Source organism: Mycobacterium sp. (assembly GCF_052144515.1).
Lineage (GTDB): Bacteria > Actinomycetota > Actinomycetes > Mycobacteriales > Mycobacteriaceae > Mycobacterium.
This window is the reverse complement of record NZ_JBKQQD010000402.1, coordinates 80,625-96,432: the sequence shown is the minus strand read 5'-3', so window position 1 is coordinate 96,432 and position 15,808 is coordinate 80,625. Positions and strand designations below refer to the sequence as shown.

Here is a 15,808-nt window from a genome sequence, read left to right as displayed (position 1 = left end):
CTACTCTTCTTCACGGCGGTCCCCTTGCTGTTGGTGTTCTTTGGCGGAACGCCCGACACCTACCACACGGCAGGAATCAAGCGGGGGACCGCCACCTCAACTTCCACGAGACCCGGGACAACCTCGTCGCAAATCCAATCCACAGTTCTTGACAATTACTGTCGCATCACCGCGTGGGTGTCAAAATGTCCAGCTGCCATTTGGTGACACGACGAAACCGTGAGGCTGGCCTTGATCGGGCGGGTGGGCTGGCAATAGGCATGCCGTCATGGATTCGTCCACCCCGCATGTTTCGAAGTTGTAGGTCACCTTGCTGTGTGGCGGAAGGGGCCTGTAGGCGTCCGGGCTGACCGTTCCGTCATGCCACTCGCCAGGGCCGTCCATCCGTTGGTATTGCTCCATGGACGATAAATCTTTATCGGCAAACTTGGCTCCGTCCTTGTCCGGTCCGCCCGGATAGCTCAGCCCGACGGAATTGTGCGTTGTACCGGGCAGCGAACCCCAACACTGCATCAGCGATGCCGCAGCTTTGGAGATATAGCTGGGCCGGCACCGGTAACCGCCCGGGGTTACGAATTGCACACCTAAGGTGCTGTACGCCGAGTAGGTCAAATAGTCCTTGTAGTTGACGTCGGTGTAGCCGCTGAGGTCGGGGAACTGCTGAGGATCAGCGGCCGCCGACGGGATTGTCGTCGATGAGATCGCGATAAAAACCGCGGCATACAGCGGCGCTTTCACCTGTACCAGACTCATCGGCCACAACACCTTCCGTAGGGCACCCCTCCACGCTAGCGCGGACGGGTGGACCTTTTACCAACTGGTGGATTGGGTTGATTTCGTCACTCGGATGGGGGCGGGGGCCGTAGATTGCCGACGGTGGGGTGTGGTGCTGTGGCGGGCCCCTCGACGGCGATAATCGGTGGTACCGGTAGGGAGTCAACGATGACCGCAATGTTCAGCCGGTGGTGGCGGGCCGATCAACATGGCTGGCTCTCCGGTTACCTGGCGGCGCGCGGAATGAGCGGTGCCACCCGGGTTCTGATGGCATCAATTGCGGCCTCGATGGTGTTGTGCCTCATCGCGCTGCTGGCAGGCTCAGACGGTCCGCGCGGAACGGTTCCGGTCGCCATGACGTGCGTCGCTGCGGCCGGTGGGCTAGCGGGCGTGTTGCTCTGGATATGGCGCTGGCCGACCCGCGCACAGTCGGTTGCTTTCGCCCTGACGTGTAATACCGCCGTCGCCCTGGCATGTCTGGCGCACCCTAATCCGCTGGCCGCCCTGATCGGATGCATTGCCTTCGCGACCTTCGGTGCATACATCGCGTTCTTTCACACGACCGGGTTCGTGCTGTACAACTTCGCGGTGGCCAGCGCTGTTGCTCTGTACGAGGCCGTGTTGCTGGCCAGATCCGGACACCCAGCTTTGGCGGGGGTGGATTTATGGCTCGTGGTTGAGGTCAACATCGCCTTACCGTTGGCCATCCGAGTCCTGGTGCGAGCATTGGCGGGCGATCTGCTGCGCGCCGATCGCGATCCGCTAACTGGCCTGCTCAACCGGCGCGCATTTCAGCACAACGCATTGGGCATGATCCTGGCCCGCCGGGGCAACGATGCGCATCTGCTGGTGTTGTCGGTTGATCTCGACAATTTCAAAGCCCTCAACGACAACCGCGGTCACGCCGCGGGCGATCACGCGCTGGTGCAGGTCGCTCAGGCGATGCTGGCAGCTGCCGACAACCAGGCTCTGGTGGCGCGAAGTGGTGGTGAGGAATTCCTCTTGGCCGGCATTTCGGCGGCCTGCAACTCTGAGGCGTTGGCTGCCCGAACGTGCCGGGCAATCGCGGCTTCAACCGCGGGAGTCACCGCCAGCATCGGCACCGCCTGCGCCCGTCTCGATGACACCACACCTGGCGATCGCGAGTCATTTCTCAAGGGGCTGATCACTGCTTCGGATGCCGCGATGTACCGCGCTAAACGCCTCGGGGGCAACCAGTTTCATCACCACGAACTGTGTCGACGACGTCCTGGCCGGGGCAGCGGGTCGGATATTCCGGCGACGGGTGGTTGACTTTGCAGCCCAGACGCTAAGGTCCCAGTCATGGCGGGACCGGTGGAAGGCCTCAAAGTTGTCGAGCTCGGGGTCTGGGTAGCCGGACCGGCCGCGGCCGCCATCCTGGCCGACTGGGGCGCCGATGTCATAAAGATCGAGCCGCCGACCGGTGACCCGGGGCGCATGTTCGGCCGGATGCTGGGCTGCGATCTCGGGGTCAACCCGCCGTTTGAAATGGACAACCGGTCCAAGCGCAGCATCGTCTTGGACCTCACCACCGATGCGGGCCGCGACACCGCGTTCGAATTGCTCGCCGACGCAGATGTTTTCGTGACCAACGTGCGCCCCGGCGCGTTGCGCCGCCTCGGGCTGGACTTCGAGTCGGTGTCCGCCCGCAACGCCCGGCTGGTGTACGGCCTGATCACTGGGTACGGCGAAACCGGGCCCGACGCCGACCGGGCCGCCTACGACGTGGCGGCGTTCTGGTCGCGCGCCGGGCTGGCCCACCTGCTCACCCGGCCCGGTGACACGCCCCCGTTTCAGCGCGGCGGCATGGGTGACCACTCGGCCGGCATGACGCTAGCCGCGGCCATTTGCGCGGCCCTGCTGGCCCGTGAACGCACCGGAGCCGGTCAGCTGGTGAGCACGTCGCTGTACCGCCAGGGCGCTTACACCGTCAGCTTCGACCTGAACACCTATCTGCTGACCGGGCAACCGATCGCGGTCGGTCAACGCGAGACCATGGGCAACCCGTGCATGAACAACTACGCCGCCGGCGACGGGCGGCGATTCTGGATCGTCGGGCTCGACGCCGAGCGCCACTGGCCCCCGCTGTGTCGTGCCGTGGGCCGTCCCGAGTGGCTGGAAGACCCCCGATTCAGCGACGCTCGCGCCCGCTTCGTCAACGGAGTGCAGCTGATCGCCGAGCTGGACGCAATCTTCGCGACCCGCTCCCTGGACGAATGGGCGCAGGCCTTCGCCGAGGAACCCGATTTCTTCTGGTCGCCGATCAACAGCATCGAGGACGTCGTCGCCGATGAGCAGTTCCATGCCGCGGGCGGCATCGTGGATGTGCCGGACGGAGAATCCGGCGTCGCGATGGTGGCCACACCGGCGGATTTCCACGGCACGCCCTGGGCGCCGCGTTCTGCGGCACCCAAACTCGGACAACACACCGAGGAAGTTCTCGCTGAACTGAAGGCCCGCCGCGACGCCTGACCCGCTGGGGCCACCTTTACAAATTTTCGCAAAAGTGTCACGCTGTCCCGTGGGTTGCGTCACCCCGGGTGATGCGCCCACACAGCCCATCACAAGTGGCGATGAGGAACGGATTGAATGGTCACGCCAACTTTCGACATCAGCGAGAGCAGCAGGGTGAGGTCCATACGGTCGGCCCGCACGGACGGCGAGTATTTGCGCTATCGGCTCGACGTCGTTGCGACCAGCGCCGCCGACGCAGTGCACTGGGCCGGGGGGTGGCTGTATGACCGGGCAATGGCCGGGTGGGAGGTGACCGTGCTGCTGCCGCAGAGCTGCGACTCCCGACCGCTGCGGATCCTCGGGGTGGGAGCAATGGACCTGGAGTCCGGGTTCGAACGGACCGGCTCGGCGACGCATAGCCTGGCGGTCAGCGCCGAGGTATTCGCCGCCGATGACCGGATCCGTGAGACAGTGCTCAACGCCTTGAACCACCGGTTGACCGAAGTCGCGCTGTGGGGTGAGGGGTGGCCCCTGGCCGTCAATCGCGGCATGGCCAGGGTGCAGCACGTACTCAGCGCGGCGGCACGGACATTCAAGGGCCACGCGCTGGCGGCCGCCGGGATATGTTGTGACACCGTCGATCCCACCGAGACGATGCTGTACGACATGGCGGCATGTTCGCCTGTGGACTTCGAACTGGTCCGGCTCGGCTAGGCCATGAAGAAGTACTACGGCCACACGCTGCTCTACCTGCACGAGACGATCGACCTGGGTTCCGGGCGCAGCGACCGCTTCACCGAGGTGTTCACCGACACCTATCAGCCCATGATGGCCGAGCTGGGAGCCCGGCTGTTCGCGATCTGGGAATCAACCCCTTACAACGGTCACTGGCCGCAGGTGACGATCATCTGGGAGATCGACAAGTTCGCCGACTACGCCAGGATCGGTGCCGCGCGGGCACGCGGCGGCAGCCATGAGGCCGCGGCAGGCAAGTGGTCAGCGTTTCTGGCCGACATCGGCGCATCGGGGGAGGGACGCATCATGTACCCCGGTCCCAGCAACAAACCGCTGGCGCAGCTGCGTGAGGCCAATTTCGCTGCGCCACTGGTAATCCAGGAGATCATGCAGACCAAGCCGGGGCGACAAGACGACTACATCCGCGAGCTAGAGCGGCTCTACGTCCCGTGGTCAGAGCGCACCGGTAAACGCTGGCTGGGGTCCTTCACCACCACCTTCCGCTTCAACGAGGTCATCCACTACTGGGCACTGGACGGCGGCTGGGAATGCTTCGCCAACCACTACCCGTCGTGGAAGGACAGCCCGCCCGCCGAGATCGTCACCTGGATGAGCGTGGCGCCCGCGCTGCGCGACGGCTGGGAAGACTCGATTCTGCAGGCCCTACCGCCGTCGCCGCTGCAGTGATGAGTCAGAGCGTGGACTTCAGCTACGACCCCTTCGATCCCGAGGTGATGGCAAACCCGTTGCCCTACTACCGCATTCTGCGGGATCGCTATCCTGTGTACTACATGCCGCAGTGGGACACCTTCGCGCTGTCCCGCTTCGAAGACATCTGGCAGGTATTGGAAGTCAACGACGGGACATTCGTCGCGACGGAAGGCACATTGCCCCCGGCGTCGGTGCTGGCTCAGCACAACGACGGGCCGCTCGACGACCCGCCGCTGCACCCGCTGCCGTTCCACGCGGTGTTCGACACGGATTTGTACGCCGAGATCCGTCGCGCGCACTCCCAGCCGTTGCGTCCGAGGTCGGTCGCCGGACTGGAAGCCAGAATCCGCACGCTGGCCAACGAGCGCCTCGATGCGTTGCTGCCGCAGGGCTCCTTCGACTTGACTCAGGAGTACGGGGGCATTGTCGCGGCCTCGATGGTGTGCGGATTACTGGGCCTACCAGACGATCTCGCGCCGCAAGTGTTGGCCGCAGTCAATGCCGGCAGCCTGGCCGAGCCCGGCGAGGGCGTCGACACCGCGCAAGCCCGGCCCAACTACCTCGAATACCTCATACCGGTGGTTGAGCGCCGCCGGGCCGACTCGTCCGGGGATACGCTGCCGGTTGTCGACGGCCTGTTGGGCTACCGGCTGCCCGACGGCAGCGCCCTGTCCGACGTCGAGGTCGCGACCCAGATGCTGTGCATCTTCATCGGTGGGACGGAGACGGTGCCCAAGATCGTCGCGCATGGGCTGTGGGAGCTCAGTCAGCGGCCCGACCAGATGGCCGCGGTGTACGCCGACCCCGCTAGCAACGTGCCGATCGCCCGCGAGGAGATGATCCGGTATTGCGCACCGGCGCAGTGGTTCGCCCGAACGGCACGGAGGCCGTACACAATTCACGGCCGGACCATCGAGCCGGGCCAGCGCATCATCACGCTGCTCGCATCGGCCAGCCGCGACGAGCGGGAGTACCCCCAGCCCGACGACTTCATCTGGAACCGGCCCATCCGCCGTGTGCTGGCGTTCGGCCGTGGCCAGCACTTCTGCATCGGCTACCACCTGGCCCGACTGGAAATCGATGTGCTGCTGGCCGAATGGCTGCGGCGGGTGCCGGACTTCGCGATCCAAGGCGACGCCGCCACCCGGCTGCCGTCCAGCTTCCAGTGGGGATGGAACAAGATCCCGGTGGAGGTCTGACGTGTGGTCCTACCGGATCATCGCCCCCTATCTGTTGGAGCGCACGTCGATCGCTGACAAGACACCCGACGACCTGGCCGACGGTCAAGTGCTGCTGCGGTTTTTGGCCGCCGGTGTCTGCGGCAGCGACATGCCGGCCTTTCGCGGCGCCAGGGGACGGCTCCCGGGCGACGACGGCCGCAGCGCCGCGGAGAAGGACGGCTTCCCGGTGCACGAAATCGCCGGCGAGGTGATCGCCAGCCGCCATCGGCAGCACCGTCCGGGCGATCGCGTGGTGGGCTGGGCCTCCGGGTTCGACGGCCTGATGGAGCGGGTCATCAGCGACGGCAACGGGCTAGCGCCATACGATCCGGGACTTACCCCGGCGCAGGCCGTCGGCCTGCAACCGCTGGCGTGTGTCCTCTACGCCTGCGAGCAATTGCCGGATCTTGCCGGCCGTCACGTCGCGATCATCGGCCAGGGCTCGATCGGGCTGCTGTTCTCCTACATCGCCAAGGCGGCCGGCGCCCGGCGCGTCACCGGGGTAGATCCCGTCGACCGCCGAAGCCTCGCAACGGCATTCGGGGTCGACGACGCGGTGCGGGCCACCAGCGACCGCTGGGTGAGTCAGCTGGCCCCCGCGGACCGCGCCGACGTCGTCATCGAGGCCGTCGGTCATCAGGTGGCTACCCTGGGGCACGCGATCGAGGCCGCCGCGTTCGGCGGCACAGTCCTGTATTTCGGCGTTGCCGACGACGAGGCCTATCCGATCAGCATGCGCCTGATGCTGCGCAACAACCTGACGCTGAAATCCGTTGTGACACTTGACCGGCGCCGGGTATTGGAGCTGGCCGGCAAGTTCGCCGCCGAACATCCGGAGCTGCTCAGCACATATCTCACGCACACCTTCGGGGTCGACGACGCGCAGGCCGCGTTCGACTTGGCCTGCCGGCCCGACCCGGAGCGCGTCAAGATCGCGATCGCCGACTGATGTCTGAAAGCAGTCTGCAGCGCGCCCTGACCCGGGAGAGGCCGATATGGGGAGGCTGGATCACCGGCCCCACGCTGATCGGACCGGAGGAATTCGCCAGGGCCGGCTACGATTACGTCGGCTTCGACGGCCAGCACGGCTACCTCGACGACGCCGATGTGGCGGGCATACTCCGTCGGATGGAACACGTGCCGATCGCCACCGCGGTGCGACTGCCCAATGCCGACGCGGCGCCGATCGGGCGAGTACTTGACGCCGGCGCCGACGCCGTCATCATCGCGATGATCGAATCGGCCGACGAGGCCGCCGAGGCGGTGGCGGCTACCCGGTATCCGCCCGCCGGCGTGCGCAGCTTCGGGCCGCTGCGCGCCAGCCTGGGTTATGACAGCGCCGCCCTCGAGTCCCGGGCAAGCGTGTTCGCGATGATCGAAACCGCAGCGGCGCTGGATAACCTCCGCGAGATCTGCGCCGTCGGTGGCCTGGCCGGAATCTACGTTGGTCCAGCCGACCTGGCGCTCTCGCTGGGTGTCGATGCCATCGGGGCAACCAGGCATCCGGAGGTGCTGGACGCGATCGGGCGAATCCAGCAGGCGGCGGGCGAAGCCGGGCTCGTCGCGGGGATTCACGCCAGCGAGGGCAAGGCTGGCCGCGCCATGGCGCAGCTGGGATTTCGGATGATCACGCTGGCGGCCGAATCCCAGGCGCTGCGGCGGGGAGCGACGGAGCATCTACGCGAGGCGACTGGACAGTGACAGATACCACGACGGACACGGCCGCCGACCACATCGCGATCCGCGAACTGATCGCCGCCTACGCGTTGGCCCTTGACGGAGGGGACGTGGACGGCTGCGTGGAGCTGTTTACCGCCGATGCGCAATTCCTGGTCTATGGGCGGTCTTTCGACGGGCATGGCGGTATCCGCAAGATGTTCCAAGATGCGCCTCGCGGACTGCATTTGACCGGTGTCTCGCGGATCGATGTCTGCGGCAACGCTGCCACTGCCCGGTCGCAGGTGCTGTTCGTCAGGGCCGGCGACCTGCATCTGCGCCCGGCGTTATACGACGACGAATTCGTTCGGCAAGACACCGAGGGTGGACAGTGGCGCTTCCTGCGGCGGCGGTGCCAATTCGTCACCAGCCGCGGTCTGTGCGACAGCCCCGAGGTGACGTCATCATGAGCCCACGTGTCGCATTGGTGACCGGAGCTGCCGGCGGGCAGGGATGGGCGATCACCAAACGGCTTCGCGCGGCAGGCTATTGCGTGGCCGCTTGCGATCGACGCGCCGAAGAGCTGTCGGGCATGGTCTACGAGTTGGGCGACGACGAAGTGATTGCGATTGAGCTCGACGTCACCTCCGCGCCACAATGGGATGCGGCCGTGAACCGGGTAGTGGATCGATTCCGGTCGCTGACCACGCTGGTCAATGCGGCCGGCATGCTGCGCCGTGCCGCGCTGGCCGAGGAGACGGTCGAGGACTTCGAAAACGCCTGGCGGATAAACTGTCTGGGTGCCTTTCTGGGCATGCGGGCGGCGCTGGGCCGGCTACGTGAGGCGGAGCACGCGGCCATCGTGAACATCTGCAGCACGGGAGCGATCCGCCCTTTCCCGCAGCACTGCGCCTATGGCTCGTCGAAGTGGGCGCTTCGGGGCCTGACCCAAACCGCCGCAGCGGAATTGTCCCCCTCCGGCATTCGGGTCAACGCGGTGTTCCCCGGACCGATTGCCACCCCGATGCTCGATGAGGCTACCCAGGAGCGGCTGGCTACGGTGTCGAGCTTTGGCCGGATCGGCCAACCCGGCGAGGTCGCCGACGCCGTAGCGTTTTTGGTGTCCGAAGAGGCATCGTTTATCACCGGTTCGGAACTGGTCGTCGATGGTGGGCAATGCCTGCAGATCCGATGAGTACAAATCTGTCGGTCGGTATCATCGGCGCTGGCCCGGGCGGCCTGGCGTTGGGAATGTTGCTGGCGCGGGCAGGGTTTCGCGACTTCACCATCTTCGACCGGGAAGACGGAGTCGGCGGCACCTGGCGGATCAATACGTATCCCGGGCTGGCGTGTGACGTTAAGTCGCATCTCTGCTCCTACTCGTTCGACTTGCATCCGCACTGGTCGCGGCTGTGGTCACCGCAGCGGGAGATTTTGGCCTACTTCGAGCGGTGTGCCGACAAGTACGGTCTGCGGCCGCACCTGAAGCTGGGCACCGAAATCCGCTCTGCCCGGTGGGAAGGCGATGCGCAGCAGTGGTGGCTGACCACGTCGGCCGGTGAGGAACAACGCTTCAATGTCGTCGTGTCTGCCATCGGTCTGTTCACCCGGCCAGTGCTTCCCGATCTCGTCGAACAGGAGCCATTCACCGGAACGGTGATGCATTCGTCGCGGTGGGACCACTCGGTGCAGCTCGAGGGCGCGCGGGTTGCCGTGCTGGGCACCGGATCGACTGCGTCGCAGCTGATTCCCGAACTGGCGAAGGTCGCCGCCAAGGTGTATTCGGTGCAACGGTCAGCGACCTGGATATTGCCCAAGCCGGACCGGCACTACACCCCAAGGGAGCACTGGGTTTTCGCTCGCATTCCGCTCGCCAGAAGGCTGTACCGGGCGCGTCTGTGGCTGCGCAGTGAATCCAACGTCTCGGTGATCGAGCACGGCAGCGAGAAGACCCAGGATTTCACCGCGATCGCGCTGAACATGCTCGAAAAGACGGTTGAAGACGAGGAATTGCGCCGCAAGCTGACGCCGGACCATCCGATGGGATGTAAGCGACTGGTGTTCTCGTCGGACTACCTGCCCGCGCTGACCCGGCCCAATGTCGAGGTGGTGGCCAGCCCGGCGCGATATTTGAGGGCCCGATCCCTGGTCACCGAGGACGGCACCGAGCGCGACGTCGACGTCGTGGTGTGCGCCACCGGCTACGCGGCGGCCGACTACCTGGGGCAACTCGACGTCGCCGGTGAGTACGGGACGAGGCTGCGCGAGGTCTGGCAAGACGGCGCTCAGGCATATCTCGGCGTGGCCGTGCCCGGGTTCCCGAACTTCTTCATGCTCTACGGGCCGAATACCAACGTCGGCTCCAACAGCGTGATCTTCATGCTCGAGGCGCAGGCGCGCTACATCGTGCGGGCGTTGAAGTACACGCGGCGCAAGGGCAGGACGTACGTCGCTGTGCGGCCCGCTGCGCTGGCGGAGTTTGTCGCCAAGATCGACCGCTGGATGACCGGCACCGTGTGGACCACGCAGTGCAGCAATTACTTTCGCGCGGCCAACGGACGCGTGGTCACACAGTGGCCGCGCAGCGCACGTACCTTCTGGGGAATGACGCGCAGGTTCAAACCCGCCGACTTCAGCTTCTCGGGCGTGCCGGCCGAAGCCGGGTCTACCGTCTCTGCCGGGCGCAGTCGATGACGGAACTTGACGGCGCCGAGCGGCTCGATCCCGTTCTGCGCGCGGTGGCGACCACGCGAACCGACTTCTCGCTCGAATCGATCCGAGCTATCCGGGAGCCCCTCAACGAGCGTCGTCGCGAAACCGCCGAACACACCGACACGTCCGGCGTACACATCGAAGAGGACACCGTGATATCAGGGTCCGGCGGAGTACCCGTTCGGATCTATCGCGGCGGCGGTTCACCAGCACCTGCGGTCGTCTACTGCCACGCAGGCGGATTCGCGCTGGGAAACCTCGACACCGATCACCGGCAGTGTCTGGAGCTCGCGCGGCGCGCCCGCTGCACGGTGGTGTCCGTCGACTACCGGCTGGCGCCGGAACACCCCTATCCGGCCGCGCTCAGCGACGCTGCCGCGGTGCTGAATTGGGTGGCCGCCAATGCGACAGAACTGGGCGTCGACGCCGGGCGCTTGGCGGTCGCGGGCAGCAGCGCCGGGGGCGCCCTGGCCGCATGCATGGCGCACGGGGCTGCCGAAGGGTCGCTGCCGCAGGTCGTGTTCCAGCTGTTGCATCAGCCGGTGCTCGACGACCGGGCGACCGGGTCGAAGACCGAGTTTCGCACCAGCCCCGCTTTCGACGGCGAAGCCGCGGAGCTGATGTGGCGCCACTACCTCGGCACCGACGCCGGGTCGCCCGACGCCGTGCCCGCACGCCGCGACGGATTAGCGCGTCTCCCAACAACTTTGATCACCTGCGCGGAGATCGATCCCCTCCGGGACGAGGCCGTCGACTACGCGCTGCGGTTGCTTCAAGCCGGTGTCTCTACCGAGCTGCACGTGTTTGCCCGCACCTGTCACGGATTCGATTCGCTGGTGCCCGACTGGTCCATCTCCGAGCGGCTGTTCAGCCTGCAGGGTGAAGCCCTCCGGCGCGTCATGTATGGGTCCTGAGCCCAGGGGCCGCATTCGTGACTGGCGGCGCAGGACCTTTGCCTCTACTGCGAGCTTCCGAGCGGACGGAACAATCTGCTGTTATGAAGATCGTAGGCTTGGAGGTCATACCGTTCGAGACATTCGTCGATCGAATCTCGTTCGGCCAGTTGACTACCGACTACCGCGTGGTGCAGACCGTGACCAAGGTACTCACCGATGAGGGGGCCGAGGGCTACTACTTCGGTGGTCATTTCCACGGAGACCAGGATGGCCTGCTCCCCGGAGACCGGGCGCTGATAGTGCAATTCTTGAGCCCTCTTCTCGCTGGCCAGGATCCGTTTGACCGGGCAGAGATCTGGCGGCAACTGTGGGCCGCGAAGCTGCCTGAGAACGTTTGCAGCGTCATCGATCTGGCCCTGTGGGATTTGGCTGGCCGAGTGGCGGGACTGCCCGTGCATAAGCTGCTAGGTGGCGCTCGCGAGAGGGTCAAGGCCTATGCAAGCAGTTTCAACAATCTCGGAAGCCCTGACGAATATGCCGCCCACGCCGCCGAGTGCCGGGGTCAAGGGTATCGCGCCTACAAGATTCATCCGTACCACTACTGGAATCCGGCGACGCGCCAACCCGCCTTGCCGCGACCGTCCTATGTGGACTGGGATATCGAGGTTTGCCGGGCAGTTCGGTCGGCCGTCGGCGACGAGATGGTGCTGATGTTCGACCCGTGGGGTACCTACCACACCTACTCGGACGCGCTGCGAGTCGGCCGGGAGCTCGAACGGTTGGGCTTCTACTGGTACGAGCACCCAATGCCGGAGTACCGAGTGGATTCGTATGTGAAACTGGCTCGCGCACTCGATATCCCGATCTGCTCACCTGAGATCGCAGAGGGCGGCATCTACACACGGGCAGACTGGATCCTGCGCAATGCGTCCGACATCAGCCGCATCGATGTGTTGCGCGGTGGTATCACCGGGGTCATGAAGTTAGCCGGAATGTGCGAGGCGGTCGGCCTGCGGTGCGAGATCCACATGAGCGGCTTTGGCAACCTGCAAATTCTCGGCGCAACGAGCGAAGACGTGTGCGAGTACTACGAGCGGGGCCTGCTCGGGCCGGGAGTTCGCTACGACAGCGCCCTGCCCTATCTCGAGGCACCGTGCGACCCGCTCAGCCAGGATGGATTCGTCGACCTACCGCTGGCACCCGGACTCGGCTACCAGATCCTGTGGGACTACATCGAAAGCCACCGCCTGCCCGACACACAGGTGGAACCGGTCGCACCGCTGCACCCGAGGTAGCCGATCTGGCGGCGGCCCGAACGTGAAACATGCTGGAATACAACTATGGCTTCAGTTCCGGTAGTTCCGCCCGCGCCGGACAGCCTGACCTGCAACGACTTCCCGGTGTTGTGGCCGGTCGGAACCCGCTGGGCCGACAACGACATGTTCGGCCACCTCAACAACGCCGTCTACTACCAGCTGTTCGACACCGCGATCAACGCGTGGATCAACACCACTACCGGGGTTGACCCGCTCAGGACGCCTTCGCTCGGCATCGTCGCCGAGTCGGGCTGTCGCTACTTTTCCGAACTACATTTCCCGCAGAGCCTTGTGGTGGGCCTGGCGGTGACCCGGCTGGGGCGCAGCAGCGTCACCTACCGGCTCGGCGTGTTCCGGGACGAGGCGCAGCCGATCACGGCGCTGGGGCATTGGGTGCATGTCTATGTCGATCGGACCAGCCGCAAACCGGTCCCGATTCCCGGTGCGATCCGGTCGCTGCTGTCGACGGCCTGCGTTGATCAGTAGCGTCGCTTGAGCGATTCACTTGTCGGAGGGCGGTGGCATGCTCGAACGCATGTTCGATTCATATTTGGCGTCGCGGCCGGCTCGGCAGGCGGCGGGGTGGGTGGATCGGATCTGTGCGGGTGCGCGGGCCGAGAACCGGGCGGCCGCTGAGCAGTTGGTCGCGATCGGGCAGTTGTTCGCTCACCGGCTGTCGTTGTGTTCAGAGACCGAGGACTGGGCGATTGACACCGAGGCCGCGGTGAGCGCCGAGGTGGTCGCGGCGTTGCGGATCAGCCAGTCGCTGGCCGCCTCGCGGTTGCGCTATGCCCGCGCGATGCGCGAACGCCTCCCGCGGGTGGGTGAGGTCTTTGCGGCCGGCGATATCGATTACCGGATGTTTCAGACGATCGTGTATCGCAGCGACCTGATCACCAACCCCCAGGTGCTGGCCACCGTGGATGGGCAGCTGGCGGCCAATGTGGCGCGCTGGCCCTCGATGACCACGCGGCGGCTGGCCGCCCAGATCGACAAGGTCGTGGCGCGCGCCGATGCGGATGCGGTGCGCCGCCACAGTCACAGCAAGGATGACCGCGAAATCTGGATCGGGGATCGCGAGGGCGGCACCTCCGAAATTCATGGCAGCCTGTTCACAGCGGATGCCCAGGTGCTCGACCAGCGGCTCGATGCCCTGGCGGGCACCGTGTGTGCACACGATCCCCGCACCTGCCAGCTCCGCCGCGCTGATGCCCTGGGAGCACCGGCCGCTGGGGCCGACCGGCTGGGGTGCCGCTGCGGGCACCCCGACTGCACGGCGGGCTGCAGGCCTGCTCCCGGTGGCGTGGTGATTCACGTGATCGCCGAACAACCCAGCCTTGCCGCCAACAGCTCCACACCGGCCTCCCTGGTGGCCGCCGACGGGCTCATCAGCCCCGAGCTGGTCGCTGAACTGGCCACCACCGCCAAGGTGGTCCCGCTGATCCACCCCGGCGACGCCGATCCCCAGCCCGGCTACATCCCGTCTAAGGCGTTGGCCGACTTCGTGCGCTGCCGCGACCTGACCTGCCGCTTCCCCGGCTGCGACCACCCCGCCATGGACTGCGACCTCGACCACACCATCCCCCACGCCCACGGCGGAGCCACCCACGCGGCCAACCTTAAGTGCTACTGCCGCACCCACCACCTGGTCAAAACGTTCTGGGGCTGGCGCGAGCAACAATTACCCGACGGCACCCCGATCCTGACCTCGCCGGCCGGGCGCACCTATGTCACCACCCCGGGCAGCGCGCTGCTGTTCCCCAGCCTGTGCCGCGCCGTGGGCGGCATGCCCGCCCCCGAAGCCGACCCACCCCCCGACCACTGCGCCCAGCGCAGCGCGATGATGCCCAAACGCCGACGTACCCGCGCCCAAAACCGCGCGCAGCGCATCGCCACCGAACGCCGAGCCAACCACCAAACCCGCCAAACCCGACGCACCGAATACTCCAACACCCGACCAAGCCCCACCCGACGACGACCCACCGCCGTTCTGAGCCTTTGCGCGGTTTCGGAGTCCGTCGCGGGCCCGGATATGCTTCGCGGATGCCAGTTCTGAGCAAGACCGTGGAGGTCGGTGCCGACGCCGCATCGATCCTGGCCATCGTGGCCGACTTCGAGGCGTACCCGCACTGGAATGAGCCGATCAAAGGCGTATGGGTGCTCGCCCGCTACGACGACGGGCGCCCCAGCCAGCTGCGGCTCGACACTGAAATTAACGGCATGCCGGGCACCTACATCCAGGCCGTGTACTACCCGGGCGAGAACCAGGTTCAGACCGTCATGCAACAAGGTGACCTGTTTGCCAAGCAGGAGCAATTGTTCAGCGTGGTGGAGACCGGACCGACGTGCTTGCTGACGGTGGACATCGACGTCGAGTCCACCCTGCCGGTGCCCGCGCCGATGGTGAAGATGCTGCTCAACAACGTGCTCGAGGGCCTCGCCGAAAACCTCAAGCAGCGTGCCGAGGAGCTGGCCGCCGGCTAGAGGCACGCCTCAGCCGAAGATTCCGGCCTCGTCCAGCGTGTCCGTCAACCGGCGCGCCGCGTCGGTGAATTGCCAGACGGTGTGCTCGACGACGGCGCCAGTGTCGCGTCGGCGCAGCGCGGCGACCAACTGCCGGTGGTGATCCACCGCGGCCGCGCCCCACTGCGGGTCGGCGGCATAAATCAGCGCCGGCATGTAGCGCGCCGCGTTGAGCAGGAACCAGGCCAACTTGATCCGCCCGCTTGCCTGGTTGAAGACGCGATGAAAAGCGAATTCGAGCGTCGCGATGGTTTCGGCGTCGCCGGATCCGACGGCCGCCGCCAGGGCATCGTTGATGTGGTCGAGCTCCCCGATCTCGACATCGGTGATGTGGTCGGTGGCCGAGCCGGCCAGTTCCCGCGCGATCGTTGCCTGCAACCAGAAAATGTCGTTGACGTCCTGCCGGGTCAACGGCAAAACGAAGTGCCCGCGGTGCGGCACCAGCTGCACCATGCCCTCGCCGCGCAGCTTCAGTAGGGCCTCGCGCACCGGCGTGATGCTGACCCCGAGCTCGGCCGCGGTCTCGTCAAGGCGGATGTACGTCCCCGGGCGCAATTTCCCGGACATGATCGCCGCCCGTAAGTGGCCCGCGACCTCGTCGGACAACTGCGCCCGGCGCAGTGGGCGCCGGCTACGCGGTCGCGCAGATATCGGTGCGTTCACGTGGGCTGCCAGGACTTTTAGGGGCTTGTCTTTCGTGCCACTGAGGCCATAGTGTGACCCAGACAACACCATGTTTTATCAAATATCAACCTGGCGCAAGCGGTGCGGGAGTGAAGGGAAGAGTTAA

General features: G+C 65.8%; 16 protein-coding genes and 1 pseudogene. 15 read left to right on the top strand and 2 right to left on the bottom strand.

All coding sequences use genetic code 11. The features are described from left to right. Positions 1–180: 180 nt before the first annotated feature. Positions 181–753 carry a hypothetical protein gene (locus ACLP9N_RS26980; RefSeq protein ID WP_442410255.1) on the bottom strand — a complete coding sequence of 191 codons (573 nt, stop codon included), beginning with the start codon at positions 751–753 and terminating at the stop codon, positions 181–183. Between the two features lie 189 nt (positions 754–942). Here ACLP9N_RS26980 and ACLP9N_RS26975 point away from each other — a divergent pair, with 189 nt between their 5' ends. The 15 genes and pseudogenes from ACLP9N_RS26975 to ACLP9N_RS26905 all read left to right on the top strand — a co-directional run bounded on the left by ACLP9N_RS26975 (position 943) and on the right by ACLP9N_RS26905 (position 14,979). Then, complete coding sequence (locus tag ACLP9N_RS26975) at positions 943–2,067, top strand: diguanylate cyclase domain-containing protein (RefSeq protein ID WP_442410254.1); 1,125 nt, start codon at positions 943–945, stop codon at positions 2,065–2,067. 30 nt (positions 2,068–2,097) lie between these two features. Then, the gene (locus ACLP9N_RS26970; protein WP_442410253.1) at positions 2,098–3,267 is read left to right on the top strand and encodes a CoA transferase; all 1,170 of its coding nucleotides are present in this window, start codon (positions 2,098–2,100) and stop codon (positions 3,265–3,267) included. A gap of 117 nt (positions 3,268–3,384) precedes the next feature. Continuing rightward, on the top strand, positions 3,385–3,963 hold the full coding sequence (locus tag ACLP9N_RS26965) for a hypothetical protein (RefSeq protein WP_442410252.1): 579 nt from the start codon (positions 3,385–3,387) through the stop codon (positions 3,961–3,963). Positions 3,964–3,966: 3 nt separating this feature from the next. Then, entirely contained in the window at positions 3,967–4,671 is a 705-nt protein-coding gene (locus ACLP9N_RS26960) for an NIPSNAP family protein (protein ID WP_442410251.1), read from the top strand. A gap of 11 nt (positions 4,672–4,682) precedes the next feature. Then, positions 4,683–5,894, top strand: a complete 1,212-nt coding sequence (locus ACLP9N_RS26955; protein WP_442410260.1) for a cytochrome P450 — start codon at positions 4,683–4,685, stop codon at positions 5,892–5,894. Between the two features lies 1 nt (position 5,895). Then, on the top strand, positions 5,896–6,864 hold the full coding sequence (locus ACLP9N_RS26950; RefSeq protein WP_442410250.1) for a zinc-binding dehydrogenase: 969 nt from the start codon (positions 5,896–5,898) through the stop codon (positions 6,862–6,864). After that, positions 6,864–7,616: an HpcH/HpaI aldolase family protein gene (locus ACLP9N_RS26945; protein ID WP_442410249.1), complete on the top strand. Its 753-nt coding sequence runs from the start codon at positions 6,864–6,866 to the stop codon at positions 7,614–7,616. The genes ACLP9N_RS26950 and ACLP9N_RS26945 overlap by 1 nt, the downstream gene beginning before the upstream one ends. Next, complete coding sequence (locus tag ACLP9N_RS26940; RefSeq protein ID WP_442410248.1) at positions 7,613–8,041, top strand: nuclear transport factor 2 family protein; 429 nt, start codon at positions 7,613–7,615, stop codon at positions 8,039–8,041. Before ACLP9N_RS26945 ends, ACLP9N_RS26940 begins: the two co-directional genes overlap by 4 nt. Further along, positions 8,038–8,766: an SDR family NAD(P)-dependent oxidoreductase gene (locus ACLP9N_RS26935; RefSeq protein ID WP_442410247.1), complete on the top strand. Its 729-nt coding sequence runs from the start codon at positions 8,038–8,040 to the stop codon at positions 8,764–8,766. Before ACLP9N_RS26940 ends, ACLP9N_RS26935 begins: the two co-directional genes overlap by 4 nt. Beyond that, positions 8,748–10,265, top strand: a complete 1,518-nt coding sequence (locus tag ACLP9N_RS26930) for a flavin-containing monooxygenase (RefSeq protein WP_442410246.1) — start codon at positions 8,748–8,750, stop codon at positions 10,263–10,265. Before ACLP9N_RS26935 ends, ACLP9N_RS26930 begins: the two co-directional genes overlap by 19 nt. After that, positions 10,262–11,197 (top strand): alpha/beta hydrolase, encoded by a 936-nt coding sequence (locus tag ACLP9N_RS26925; RefSeq protein ID WP_442410245.1) that lies wholly within the window; start codon positions 10,262–10,264, stop codon positions 11,195–11,197. The genes ACLP9N_RS26930 and ACLP9N_RS26925 overlap by 4 nt, the downstream gene beginning before the upstream one ends. Before the next feature lie 83 nt (positions 11,198–11,280). Further along, positions 11,281–12,474: an enolase C-terminal domain-like protein gene (locus tag ACLP9N_RS26920; RefSeq protein WP_442410244.1), complete on the top strand. Its 1,194-nt coding sequence runs from the start codon at positions 11,281–11,283 to the stop codon at positions 12,472–12,474. Positions 12,475–12,519: 45 nt separating this feature from the next. Beyond that, positions 12,520–12,981, top strand: a complete 462-nt coding sequence (locus ACLP9N_RS26915; RefSeq protein WP_442410243.1) for an acyl-CoA thioesterase — start codon at positions 12,520–12,522, stop codon at positions 12,979–12,981. A gap of 37 nt (positions 12,982–13,018) precedes the next feature. Continuing rightward, positions 13,019–14,489: pseudogene (locus tag ACLP9N_RS26910) on the top strand (HNH endonuclease signature motif containing protein). Between the two features lie 49 nt (positions 14,490–14,538). Further along, the gene (locus ACLP9N_RS26905) at positions 14,539–14,979 is read left to right on the top strand and encodes an SRPBCC family protein (RefSeq protein ID WP_442410242.1); all 441 of its coding nucleotides are present in this window, start codon (positions 14,539–14,541) and stop codon (positions 14,977–14,979) included. A gap of 9 nt (positions 14,980–14,988) precedes the next feature. On the opposite strand, the gene ACLP9N_RS26900 is transcribed toward ACLP9N_RS26905, so the two are convergent. Then, positions 14,989–15,681, bottom strand: a complete 693-nt coding sequence (locus tag ACLP9N_RS26900; protein ID WP_442410241.1) for a GntR family transcriptional regulator — start codon at positions 15,679–15,681, stop codon at positions 14,989–14,991. Between the last annotated feature and the right edge of the window lie 127 nt (positions 15,682–15,808).